The 11,417-nt window shown below is 73.0% G+C and carries 11 protein-coding genes and 1 other RNA gene; 9 read left to right on the top strand and 3 right to left on the bottom strand.

What is annotated here, in order from left to right; all coding sequences use genetic code 11:
• Nucleotides 1–357 precede the first annotated feature (357 nt).
• A complete protein-coding gene (locus tag M8C11_RS29915; RefSeq protein WP_120568671.1) occupies nt 358–1,029 on the bottom strand; it encodes a bifunctional DNA primase/polymerase in 672 nt (223 codons plus the stop codon).
• 252 nt (nt 1,030–1,281) lie between these two features.
• Here M8C11_RS29915 and M8C11_RS29910 point away from each other — a divergent pair, with 252 nt between their 5' ends.
• From M8C11_RS29910 to mctP, 7 genes are all read left to right on the top strand, one after another.
• On the top strand, nt 1,282–2,511 hold the full coding sequence (locus M8C11_RS29910; RefSeq protein WP_120568672.1) for a helix-turn-helix domain-containing protein: 1,230 nt from the start codon (nt 1,282–1,284) through the stop codon (nt 2,509–2,511).
• Nucleotides 2,508–3,089 carry a flavoprotein gene (locus M8C11_RS29905; protein ID WP_252454773.1) on the top strand — a complete coding sequence of 194 codons (582 nt, stop codon included), beginning with the start codon at nt 2,508–2,510 and terminating at the stop codon, nt 3,087–3,089. The genes M8C11_RS29910 and M8C11_RS29905 overlap by 4 nt, the downstream gene beginning before the upstream one ends.
• Nucleotides 3,090–3,181: 92 nt before the next feature.
• Complete coding sequence (locus M8C11_RS29900) at nt 3,182–4,039, top strand: Nif3-like dinuclear metal center hexameric protein (RefSeq protein ID WP_120568674.1); 858 nt, start codon at nt 3,182–3,184, stop codon at nt 4,037–4,039.
• Nucleotides 4,029–4,766: a zinc ribbon domain-containing protein gene (locus M8C11_RS29895; RefSeq protein WP_120568675.1), complete on the top strand. Its 738-nt coding sequence runs from the start codon at nt 4,029–4,031 to the stop codon at nt 4,764–4,766. The genes M8C11_RS29900 and M8C11_RS29895 overlap by 11 nt, the downstream gene beginning before the upstream one ends.
• Before the next feature lie 5 nt (nt 4,767–4,771).
• Complete coding sequence (locus M8C11_RS29890; RefSeq protein ID WP_252454771.1) at nt 4,772–5,926, top strand: bifunctional RNase H/acid phosphatase; 1,155 nt, start codon at nt 4,772–4,774, stop codon at nt 5,924–5,926.
• Between the two features lie 127 nt (nt 5,927–6,053).
• Complete coding sequence (locus M8C11_RS29885) at nt 6,054–6,302, top strand: DUF3311 domain-containing protein (protein WP_120568677.1); 249 nt, start codon at nt 6,054–6,056, stop codon at nt 6,300–6,302.
• Nucleotides 6,302–7,957 carry a monocarboxylate uptake permease MctP gene (mctP, locus tag M8C11_RS29880; RefSeq protein ID WP_121683531.1) on the top strand — a complete coding sequence of 552 codons (1,656 nt, stop codon included), beginning with the start codon at nt 6,302–6,304 and terminating at the stop codon, nt 7,955–7,957. The genes M8C11_RS29885 and mctP overlap by 1 nt, the downstream gene beginning before the upstream one ends.
• A 44-nt stretch (nt 7,958–8,001) precedes the next feature.
• Here the strand turns inward: mctP and M8C11_RS29875 are convergent, their stop codons facing one another.
• The gene (locus M8C11_RS29875; protein ID WP_121683530.1) at nt 8,002–8,469 is read right to left on the bottom strand and encodes a MarR family winged helix-turn-helix transcriptional regulator; all 468 of its coding nucleotides are present in this window, start codon (nt 8,467–8,469) and stop codon (nt 8,002–8,004) included.
• Between the two features lie 56 nt (nt 8,470–8,525).
• Between M8C11_RS29875 and M8C11_RS29870 the strand changes: the two genes are divergently transcribed.
• The gene (locus M8C11_RS29870) at nt 8,526–9,749 is read left to right on the top strand and encodes an MFS transporter (RefSeq protein WP_252454769.1); all 1,224 of its coding nucleotides are present in this window, start codon (nt 8,526–8,528) and stop codon (nt 9,747–9,749) included.
• A 40-nt stretch (nt 9,750–9,789) separates the two neighbouring features.
• Here the strand turns inward: M8C11_RS29870 and M8C11_RS29865 are convergent, their stop codons facing one another.
• Entirely contained in the window at nt 9,790–10,551 is a 762-nt protein-coding gene (locus M8C11_RS29865; RefSeq protein ID WP_121683528.1) for a sulfite exporter TauE/SafE family protein, read from the bottom strand.
• Between the two features lie 239 nt (nt 10,552–10,790).
• Between M8C11_RS29865 and rnpB the strand changes: the two genes are divergently transcribed.
• Nucleotides 10,791–11,199: RNase P RNA component class A (rnpB, locus tag M8C11_RS29860), an RNA gene on the top strand.
• Nucleotides 11,200–11,417: the final 218 nt, after the last annotated feature.

Below are 11,417 nucleotides of genomic sequence, written 5' to 3'. Positions count from 1 at the left end.
GGGTGGGGGAGGGCGGGGGAGGAGAGGGTCAGCGGAGGGGGCGGTGGAGGATGGCGGGGCGGGAGCCGGTGGGGCGGGGGCGGCCGGGGCGTACGCCCAGCGGCCGGGTGAAGGCCCACGGGTGCACGCGGCGGCGGGGCCGCGCCGGCTCGGTACCGCCGGTGTGGCGGGCAGCGTCGTCCCTGGACATGGTCAAACCCCCGCTCTGGCGCACACGCGCCTTCGCCAGGGACAACGAGTCCGGTGCCGGGGAGGTCGCTGTCGGCCACCCGTCCGGGTCACCGGACCCGCCGTGACCAGGGAGGACGCTCGGCATCGGGGAGACCGCCGCGGCAGCTCCGGCCGGGTGCCGGGAGGTCAGCGGCCCCGGCGGGGCAGCGGGAGATGGCCGGGGAACAGGTCGGCGCCGAGCGTCACCCCGGCCGCCCGTAACGCGGCGATCAGCGCGTTCTGCACCAGGTAGGAGTCGGGAAGCTGCCAGCGGGCCTGCTCCGGGGCGACCGCCCAGCGCACCGTCCCCTCGGGCAGCCGGGTCGGCGGGGCGGGGATCCACGAGCCGGGTCCGTGGCGTACCACGTGGAAGCAGTGCTCCAGCTCGGGCCGCAGCGGGTCGCCGGGGCGGACCAGGAACATCCAGCGGCCGGTCGGAGTGACGAGCGCGGGTCCGCGTACGCCGAAGCCGGCGGGATGGGTGGCGACCGCGTCCAGGACCTGCCGGCCCAGGTGGGCGGCGACCTCGAGGACGTCGAAGGCGCGGCCGGTGGGCAGCAGGATGCCGTGCGGGCGGCTGCGCCACCAGGTGGCCACCCGGGCCGGGTCGGCGCTGGCGGCGTGCTCCCAGTCCTCCAGGGCCGGGTGGCAGCCCACCGTGGGACAGCCGGCCCGGCCGCAGACGAAGCGGCTGTTGGCCAGGCAGGCGCCGGGGGTGACCGGCCAGCCGTGCAGCGCGTACCGCACCGCGATCCGGCGCAGCCGGACACGTTCCAGCGGTGACAGGTGTGCGACGCGCGGTCGGACGTTCCTCCACATGTCTGCCGTCCCCCTCTGGTCCCGCCGGGACCGTCCGTCAGCCGGACCGTCCACGGGCCGAAACCGTCCACAAGCCACACGTCGAAAGCCGTCACTGCCGTAACCCACACTCGTTGAGGTGACTAACGGTCGGTGCAACTTGCACGAAAACTACGAGAACTGGCTGGACGGTGGACGCACAACCTGTGCGATCGGCGCGAGCCTGAGGGACGTGGGGGGACCGGCCGGCGCCGTGAGGGGGAGGGAGCGGGAATGGACGAACTGCCCATAGGCCGGCGGGTGGCGTACTGGCGGAGCCGCCGCAAGATGTCCCAGCAGGTCTTCGCCGACCGGCTCGGCAAGTCCAAGAGCTGGGTGGACAAGGTGGAGCGCGGCGTCCGCCGGCTGGACAAGTTCTCCGTGCTCTACGAGATCGCCGACATCCTCCAGATCGACGTGCAGCTGCTGCACGGCAAGGACCCGGAACGGCGTGCCGACGCGCTCAACTGCATCGACCAGGTCGAGGTGGAGGAGATCCGCACCGCCCTGGAGCGGTACGACTCGATGAGCGCCTACTTCGACGCGGCGCCCTGCCCCCCGCCGCTGGCCGACATGCGCAAGGCCGTGAACCACGCCTGGCTCACCTACCAGTACGGCCGGTACGGCATGCTCACCCGCGCGCTGCCCAAGCTGCTGCGCGACGCCCAGGCGGCGGACGCCGGCTACGCCGCCGACGACCAGGTACGCGAGGCCGCCCACCTGCTCGGGCAGGTCTACCAGATCGCCTCGTCGGTGCTGCGCAAGCTCGGCGAGTGCGACCTCGCCTGGCTCGCCGCCGACCGGTCGATGGCGGTGGCCCAGCGGGCCGACGACCCGCTGCTGGCCGGCATCGCCACCACGCGGGTCTGCAACGCGCTCGTCGCGATGGGCCGCCCCCGCCCCGCGCTGGAGCTGAACGTCCGCATCGCGGGCCGGCTCGCGCCCGGCGGCGACAACGACGTCCGGCCGGAGCGGCTCTCGGTGTACGGCATGCTGCTGCTCCAGGGCGCGATGGCGGCCGCCCGGATCGGCGACTCGGCGACTGTGGACGACCTGCTCGCCGGTGCCGACGAGGCGGCCAAGCTGCTCGGCGGCGACCACAACCACTACTGGACCTCCTTCGGCCCGACCAACCTGGAGCTGCACCGCGCGGCGGCGGCGGTCGAGCTGGGCGACGGCGGCCGGGCGGTGGAGACCCACATGCGGCTGGCCGAGCCCGCGTTCAACGCGCTGCTGCCGGAGCGGCGCGCGCACCACCTGCTCGACCTGGCCCGGGGCTACTCCCAGATCGGTGACGTCGCCAACGCCGGCGACATGCTGCTGCGCGGCGACCGGCTCGCGCCCTCCGAGATCCGGTGCCGGCCGATAGCGCACGAATTGATGTCCGAGATTCTCCGTCGCACACGTGGTGCGCCGCCTCCGCCGATCGCGGAGTTGGCTGAGCACATGGGAGTCGGAGTATGAGCGGTCCGGAGACCGCCAACGGGCACCGGCGGGTGCTCTACGTCATCGCCTGCGGTTCGCCGCTGGCCCGTCACGTCGGCCGGCTGGTCGACCTCGCCCAGCGGGAGGGCTGGACGGTCTGCGTGGTCACCACCCCGGACGGCGCGAAGTTCGTCGACCGGACGGAGCTGGCCCGGCAGACCGGTCACCCGGTTCGTACGCACTACAAGAACCCGGGTGACCCGGACGTGCTGCCCCCGGCCGACGCCATGCTGGTGTGCCCGGCCACCGTCAACACGATCAACAAATGGGCGGTCGGCATCACCGACACCCTGGCGCTCGGTCTGCTGATCGAGGGGCAGGGGATGGGGGTGCCGATCGCCGCCGTGCCGTACACGAACGAGGCGATGGCCGCGCACCCGGCGTTCCGGGCCAGCCTGGACCGGCTCGGGCAGTGGGGCGTCCGGGTGGTCTTCGGCGACCACGTCGTACGCCTGCACCCGCCCGGCACGGGGGAGCGGCGCGCGGACGCCTTCCCCTGGGACGCCGGCCTGGCCGCCCTGCGCGGCGCGGACCGGCCGGTCGCCCCGGTCGGCTGACCCGCGATGGGAACGGCCCTCGGCGGACGCCGGGGGCCTCGCCCGGCGGCGGTCGGCGTGTACCGGCCCGGACGCCGGTAAGCTGGCCGCCCGTGAGCACAACCGTCGCCGACGTCGTGGCCGCCCTGGACCGTCGTTATCCGCCCGCCTGGGCCGAGGAGTGGGATCGCGTCGGCCTGGTGCTGGGCGAGCCCGACCATCCGGTACGCCGGGTCGCCTGCGTGGTGGACGTGGTCCCGGAGACCGTGGACGAGGCGCTCGACGCCGGCGCGGACATGATCGTCGCGCACCACCCGCTGCTGCTGCGCGGCGTCTCCTCGGTGGCCGCCACCACGTACAAGGGCCGGATCGTGCACCGGTTGATCAAGGCGGATGTCGCGCTGCACGTGGCGCACACCAACGCCGACGTGGCCGACCCGGGGGTGTCCGACGCGCTCGCCGCCCGGTTCGGGCTGACCGGGCTGCGCCCGCTGCACCCGCCCCGCCCCGGCTCGCCCGCCGCCGGTCCCGGCCGGGGCATCGGCCGCATCGGCGAGCTGCCCACCCCGATGACGCTCGCCGAGCTGACCCGGCTGGCCGCCGCCGTGCTCCCGGTCACCGCCTGGGGAGTTCGCGCCGCCGGGGATCCCGGGCGTATGGTTCGTACCCTCGCCGTCAGCGGCGGCTCGGGGGACGGCTTCCTCGCCGAGGCGACCGCGGCCGGGGTGGACGCATTCCTCACCGCGGACCTGCGCCACCACCCGGCCGGGGAACACCTCGCCGCCGGTGGCCCGGCGCTGCTGGACGCCGCCCACTGGGCGACGGAGCGACCCTGGCTGGACGACCTGGCCGCCTACCTGGCCGCCGAGCTGGACGTCGAGACCGTGGTGTCCGACCTGGACACCGACCCGTGGACCGTGCACGCCGCCGCGCCCCGGCCGGACGACAAGGAGCCCCGACGTGAAGGCTGACCCGAAGGTGCAGCGCCGCCTGCTCGACCTCCAGGCGATCGACACCGCGCTGGCCCAGCTCGCGCACCGCCGCCGCACCCTGCCGGAGCGCGCCGAGCTGGAGGCGCTGGCGCGTGAGCTGTCCGCGCTGGAGGACGAGCGGGTCCGCGCCCAGGTGGCGGTCGACGACCTGGACCGCGACATCGCGCGGATCGAGAAGGACGTCGACCAGGTGCGGGCGCGCAAGAGCAAGGACGAGGCCCGGCTGGCCTCGGGCAGCGGCCCGGCCCGGGAGCTGGAGGCGATCCAGCACGAGCTGGTGTCGCTGAACCGCCGGCAGAGCGACCTGGAGGACGCCGAGCTGGAGCTGATGGAGCAGCGGGAGACCGCGCAGGGCGTGCTCGACGGCGTCGAGAGCCGGATCGCCGAGGCCCGCGAGCGCCGCGCCGCGACCGAGCAGCGCCGCGACGAGACCCTGGCGGAGATCGCCAAGGAGGAGGAGTTCAAGCGCACGGCCCGCCAGCCGCTCGCCGGTGACCTCCCGGCGGACCTGATCGGCCTCTACGACAAGATCCGCGAGGACACCGGCATGGGCGCCGCGCTGCTCACCGGGGGCCGCTGCGGCGGCTGCCGGCTGGAGATGTCCGGCGCCGACCTGGCGCGCATCCGCAAGGCCGACCCGGACGACGTGGTCCGCTGCGAGGAGTGCCGGCGGATCATGGTTCGGACCAACGAGTCGGGACTGTAGCCGCCGTGGCGGTGCGCGCGGTCGTGATCGAGGCCGACGGCGGCTCCCGGGGCAACCCCGGTCCGGCCGGCTACGGCGCCGTGGTCCGGGATCCGGAGACCGGCGAGGTGCTGGCCGAGCGGTCGGAGTCGATCGGTACGGCGACGAACAACGTGGCCGAGTACCGGGGCCTGATCGCGGGACTGGAGGCCGCCGCCGAGCTGGGCGCGGCCGAGGTCGAGGCGCGGATGGACTCCAAGCTGGTGGTCGAGCAGATGTGCGGCCGCTGGCAGATCAAGCACCCCGGACTGCGTCCGCTCGCCGCCCAGGCGGCCGGGCTGGTCAGCCGCTTCACCGCCGTACGGTTCACCTGGGTGCCCCGGGAGCGCAACCGGCACGCCGACGCCCTGGCCAACGCGGCCATGGACGCCGCCGCGTCCGGTGCGGCACCGGCGGCCGCCCCCGCGAAGGCCGCGGCGCGGGAGGCGACGGTCGTGCGGGCCACCGGCACCGACCCGGCCACCACGCCCGCCTCCTGGGAGCCGCGCCCGACCGAGGAGGCCACCCGGCTGGTCCTGGTGCGGCACGGCGAGACCGAACGCACCGTGCAGAAGCGCTACTCCGGCCGGGGCGACGTGCCGCTCACCGAGCGCGGCCGGGCCCAGGCCCGGGCCACCGCCGCGCGGGTGGCCGCGCTGGCGCCGTCCGTCGCCGCCGTCGTCAGTTCCCCGCTGTCCCGGTGTACGGCCACCGCCGAGGCGGTCGCCGCGCAGGTCGGCAACCCGCCGGTACGCACCGACGACGACCTGATCGAGTGCGACTTCGGGGTGTGGGAGGGGCACACGTTCGCCGAGGTACGCGAGGGCTGGGCGGCCGAGCTGGACGCCTGGCTCGCCTCCACCCGGGTCGCGCCGCCGAAGGGCGAGTCGTTCGTGACAGTCGCCGAGCGGACCGGGCGGGCGGTCGACCGGCTGCGGTCGGCGTACCCGGGGGAGACGGTCGTAGTGGTCTCCCACGTCTCGCCGATCAAGCTGGTGCTGCGCGACGCGCTCGCCGCCGGCGACGCGTTCCTGCACCGGCTCTACCTGGACACGGCGGGCATCTCGGTGCTGGACCTGTACCCGGACGGCGGCGTCGCGGTCCGCTCGGTCAACGACACCTCGCACCTCACGGACGTCTGACGGCCGCTCGGCGCATGCCGGCGGCCGCTCGGCGCATCGACATCACCCGATCGGACGTGACCCCCGTCACAGGGTCGTAGCCTCCGGCCGTCACATGGCCCGCTACGAATGCCCGGAGGGGTGTCACATGTCCGCACCGGAACCGGAGGCGCTCGACACGGCGCGATCCAGGGCGAAGGACAAGAGTCCCTGGAACTGGTTGCTCTTCATCCCGATCGTGGTGCCGCTGATCCCGGCACTGTTCAACGCCGACTCGCCCCGGCTGTTCGGGTTCCCGCGTTTCTACTGGCTGCAACTTGCCTGGATCCTGCTGGGCGTCGGCACCACCACGCTCGTCTACCAGATGACGAAGACGAAGAAGCGGGGTGACCGCTGATGTGGCGGGACCACCTCACCGAGATCATCGTCTTCACACTGCTGTTCCTGCTGGTCAGCGCCATGGGATTCGTGGCGGCCCGGTGGCGCAGACCGACCGACATGGCCCACCTGGACGAGTGGGGTCTGGGCGGTCGCAGCTTCGGCGGCTGGATCACCTGGTTCCTGGTCGGCGGTGACCTCTACACCGCGTACACGTTCGTGGCGGTCCCGGCGCTGATCTTCGGGGCCGGCGCGGCGGGCTTCTTCGCCGTGCCGTACACGATCGTCATCTACCCGCTGGTGTTCCTTGTGCTGTGCCGGCTCTGGTCGGTCTCGCACCGGCACGGGTTCGTCACCCCGGCCGACTTCGTCCGCAACCGGTTCGGCTCGCCGATCCTGGCGCTGCTGGTCGCGATCACCGGCATCGTCGCCACCATGCCGTACATCGCGCTGCAACTGGTCGGCATCGAGGCGGTGCTCAAGACCATGGGCGTGACCGGGGACAGCGCGCTGGCCCGGCACCTGCCGATCATCATCGCGTTCGCCATCCTGGCCGCGTACACCTATCAGTCCGGGCTGCGCGCGCCGGCGCTGATCGCGTTCGTCAAGGACTCGCTGATCTACATCGTGATCCTGGTCGCGGTGATCTGGCTGCCGTACAAGCTCGGCGGCTGGGGCGCCATCTTCGACGCCGCCGACGCGAAGTTCCAGGCGTCACCCGCGCCCGGCGACGGCATCCTGCTCAACCAGAACAACCAGATCCAGTACGTGACGCTGGCGTTCGGCTCGGCGCTGGCGCTGTTCCTCTACCCGCACAGCATCACCGGCGTGCTGGCCAGCCGGAACCGCGACGTGATCAAGCGGAACATGTCCGCGCTGCCCGCGTACAGCCTGCTACTCGGGTTGATCGCGCTGCTCGGCTACATGGCCATCGCGGCGAACGTGAAGCCGCTGCCCGGTGCGAAGGAGGGCACGACCGACGGCAACACTGTGGTGCCGCTGCTGTTCGACCAGCAGTTCCCGGACTGGTTCGCCGGGGTCGCGTACGCGGCCATCGGCATCGGCGCGCTGGTCCCGGCGGCGATCATGTCGATCGCGGCGGCGAACCTGTTCACCCGCAACGTCTACAAGGAGTACCTGAAGCGGGACGCCACCCCGGCGCAGGAGGCGAACGTCTCGAAGATCACCTCGCTGGTGGTGAAGGTCGGCGCGGTGGCCTGCATCGTCTTCCTCGACCCGCAGTTCTCCATCGACCTCCAGCTCATCGGCGGCGTGATCATCCTCCAGACGCTGCCGGCGGTGGCGCTGGGCCTCTACACCCGCTGGTTCCACAGGGGTGCGCTGATCGCCGGCTGGGCGGCCGGCATGGGCCTCGGCATGTGGATGCTCTACCAGATCGGCAACCCGGCGACCGGGAAGAAGCACTTCGCCGGGTCGGCGTTCCCGCTGGAGAAGTTCGGCTTCGACACGCCGAAGACCATCTACGTGGGCATCGTGGCGGTGCTGGTGAACCTGGTGGTGGCCGCGCTGCTCACGCTGGTGCTGCGCGCCGCGAAGGTGGCCGACGGACCGGACGGCACCACGCCGGACGACTACTTCGCCGACGAGGGCGACCCGCGCGTCACGCCCGGCGCCGACCGCGACGCGGACTCCGCGCGCGAGCCGGTGGCGTAGGGGAGGTGGGCCCCCGTCCGCCGGGCGGGGGCCCGCAGGCCGCCTCAGCGGCGGCGGTTGCGCGCGTCGAGCGCCTCGTTGAGGCGGTGCAACATGTCCGCCAGTGTCTCCCGGTCCGCCTCGGGCCAGGCGGCGAGGATGTCGCCGTACAGCCGGGTGCGGGCCGCCCGGACGGCGGCCATCCGCTGGAGCCCGGCCGCCGTCGCGGAGATCACCGTGCCGCGCCCGTCGGCCGGGTCGGGGGTACGGGAGATCAGCCCGTCGCGCTGGAGCGCGGAGACCTGCCGGGTGACGGTGGAGCCGTCCAGGTTCAGCCGCGCGGCCAGCGCCGAGACGTTCTGCGGGCCGGCGGCGTCGAGGTGCCGCAGGATCACGTACGCGGCGCGGTCGAGCAGCCGGTGCTCCATCGTGCCGGTGCCCCGGCGGGTGGCCTCGCCCAGGCGCATCAGCAGCGCGACCTCGGTTTCGATCCGGCCGAGGGTGACCTCGGCGGCGTGGACGTCCTCGCTCATAGCTGTATGATACAAGAAAAATACCTGTACGATACAGCTATATGGGAGGTTGCGGAGTGGATCGCCGATCCGAGCCCAACCGCAGTGCCATCTACGCCACCACGCTCGTCGCGTTCCTCGCCATCGCCGGCATCGCCGTGGTCGACCCGATCCTGCCCGCCATCGGCGAGGCCATCGGCGTCACCGCCTGGCAGGTCGAGCTGCTCTTCACCGCGTACATCGCGGTCATGGCCGTCGGCATGATCCCGGCGACGCTCGCCAGCGGGCGGTTCGGTTTCAAGCCGGTGCTCGTCACCGGCGTCTCGGTGGTCGGCCTGGCTGCCATCCTCGCCTCGTTCAGCAACGACATCGTGCAGCTCTCCGTGCTGCGCGGCGTCTGGGGCCTGGGCAACGCGATGTTCTTCGCCACCGCCATGGTGGTCCTGGTGAACCTGGCCAACGACAGGGAATGGGTGGTCGGCCTGTTCGAGACCGCACTCGGGCTCGGCTTCGCGGTCGGCCCGCTGATCGGCGGCCTGCTCGGCGAGGTGAGCTGGCGGCTGCCGTTCTTCGTCTGCGGTGTGTTCATGGTGCTGGCGCTCGGCGTCGCCGCCCGCAAGCTGCGCGAACCCGCCCACAAGCAACCACCGGTACGCGTCGGCCAGATCTTCGCCACCTACCGCAGGCCCGCGTTCGTGACGCTCTGCGTGGTCACCGCCGCGTACAACTTCGTCTTCTTCGTGGTGCTCGGCTACACGCCGCTGTTCCTGCGCCTCGACGTCATCCCGCTGGGCCTGGCGTTCACCGGCTGGGGCCTCGGCCTGGCCGCCGGCATCCTCCTCATCGGGCACCGGCTGGCCCACCGCATCGGCGCCGTGCAGACCGTCGGCGTCGCCCTGCTCGGCCTGCTGGTCTGCATGGTCCTGTTCGCCACCTCCACCGGCATCGCCATGTCGCTCGTCGTCCTGGTCGTCGCCGGCCTGTTCATGGGCCTCGCCAACGCCAACCTGACCGACCTGGCGCTCGGGCTCGGCTCCGCCGACCGGCGCGTCGCCACCGGCGCGTTCAACCTGGTCCGCTGGGGCGCCGCCGCGCCCGCGCCGATCATCTCCGGCAAGCTCGCCGAACACAGCCTGGCGCTGCCGTTCTGGGTCGGCTTCGGGGTGCTCGCCGCCGGTGTGCTCGCCTACCTCGCGTTCGGCCACCTGATGGCGGCCGGCTACGGCGAACGGGTCATCTGGAACCGCGCCGCCCGCCGCGCCGAACACGCACCGGAGGAGCCGGTGGGGGAGGCGTACTGACCGGGACTGACTCTGGCCCCGGCCCTCCGGCCTGCCGGCGTCAGGTCAGCGCCCGCCACAGCAGGTAGAACCCGATGGCCGTGCCGAACACCACGATCACCGTCTTCAGCACCACCTGCGGAAGCCGGCGGGCCAGCCGCGCGCCCGCGTACCCGCCGAACAGGGTGGCCGGCGCGACCACCGCGACGGCCGCCCAGTTCACCGGGCCGAACAGCGCGAACACCACGAGCGTGGTCAGCCCCACCACTGCGGAGAGCAGGTTCTTCACCGCCGACACCCGGGCCAGCGTCGCGTCCAGCACCAGCGCCAACCCGGCCACCAGCATCACCCCGAGGGCCGCGCCGAAGTAGCCGCCGTACACGGTGCCGACCGCGACCATGGTCTGCACCGTGACGGTACGGCGGCGCGCGCCCAGCCGCTCCGGATGGCCGACCAGCCGGCGCAGCGGCCCCTGGAACGCCAGTACGGCGGTCGCGCCGAGCACGAGGAACGGCACCACCAGCTCGAACGCCCGAGCCGGGGTGGCCAGCAGCAGCGCGCACCCGGCGATCGTGCCGAGCACGGCGGTGGGCAGCAGCGACCACAGCTCCCGCCCGCGCGGCAGGTCCACCCGGCTGCCCGCCACGCTCGCCACGTACCCGGGAAAGACCGACACGGAGTTCGAGACGTTCGCCGCCACCGGCGGCAGGCCGGTGGCGATCATGGCCGGGAACGTGATCAGCGAGCCACCGCCGGCCACCGCGTTGACGGTGCCCGCGGCGAGGCCGGCGGCGACCAGGAGCGCGGCGTCGGAGAGATCCATGGTCCCCCGAGGCTAGTCGGTCCGGGTCCCGGGCCGCGTAGTGGCCGGGCGGGCTGGTGGGGCCGGCGGGCTTGTGGGCCGGCGGGCTTGTGGGCCGGCCGGTTCCGCGCCAGCTCGGGGAAGTGGCTGTATCGAGGGCCGGTTGATGCCGCCACCTCCCCGAAATGGCGGGCGCGCCCTGGCGGGCCGGGGTGGAAATGGGCGCGGCGGGTGCGTCGTTAGGATGAGGGCGCGACGGACGAGTCGACCGGGCGGTCGCGTCGACGGGCTCCGGCCCGTCGCCGAGGAACGTCCGGACTCCACAGGGCAGGGTGGTTGCTAACGGCAACCCGGGGTGACCCGCGGGACAGTGCCACAGAAAACAGACCGCCGGCCCGCAACGGGACGGTAAGGGTGAAACGGTGGGGTAAGAGCCCACCAGCACCCCGGGTGACCGGGGTGGCTCGGTAAACCCCACCCGGAGCAAGGCCAAGAAAGGGCCGTCACCGCAAGATGACGACCCGCGCAGACGCCTGAGGGCTGCCCGCCCGATGTCTGCGGGTAGGCCGCTGGAGCCTGCCGGCAACGGCAGGCCGAGATGGATGGCCGCCGCCGGTGCGCCTACGGGCGCGCCGGTCACAGAATCCGGCGTACAGGTCGACTCGTCCGTCGCCCACCAGCTCAGAGCCCTGATCAAGGCTCTGAGCTGGCCGTTTATCTGGTGCCATTGGTTGACCTTGGTCATTGTTGGGTGGCGGTTGACGGCCTGGCCACGGCCTGAGACGGCCTGGCCACGGCCTGAGACGGCCTGGCCACGGCCTGAGACGGCCTGGCCACGGCCTGAGACGGCCTGGCCACGGCCTGAGACGGCCTGGCCACGGCCTGAG

Source organism: Micromonospora sp. CPM1 (assembly GCF_023896895.1).
Taxonomy (GTDB): Bacteria; Actinomycetota; Actinomycetes; order Mycobacteriales; family Micromonosporaceae; genus Micromonospora; species Micromonospora tulbaghiae.
Note: the sequence above shows the minus strand (reverse complement) of the source record. Positions and strands in the feature narration are given on the sequence as shown.

Coding starts and splice junctions, on each gene's coding strand:
- M8C11_RS29875 (WP_121683530.1), bottom strand. CDS start 8,469: ATGAGCGAGGACGTCCACGCCGCCGAGGTCACCCTCGGCCGGATCGAA.
- M8C11_RS29910 (WP_120568672.1), top strand. CDS start 1,282: ATGGACGAACTGCCCATAGGCCGGCGGGTGGCGTACTGGCGGAGCCGC.
- M8C11_RS29865 (WP_121683528.1), bottom strand. CDS start 10,551: ATGGATCTCTCCGACGCCGCGCTCCTGGTCGCCGCCGGCCTCGCCGCG.
- M8C11_RS29915 (WP_120568671.1), bottom strand. CDS start 1,029: ATGTGGAGGAACGTCCGACCGCGCGTCGCACACCTGTCACCGCTGGAA.
- mctP (WP_121683531.1), top strand. CDS start 6,302: ATGTGGCGGGACCACCTCACCGAGATCATCGTCTTCACACTGCTGTTC.
- M8C11_RS29885 (WP_120568677.1), top strand. CDS start 6,054: ATGTCCGCACCGGAACCGGAGGCGCTCGACACGGCGCGATCCAGGGCG.
- M8C11_RS29905 (WP_252454773.1), top strand. CDS start 2,508: ATGAGCGGTCCGGAGACCGCCAACGGGCACCGGCGGGTGCTCTACGTC.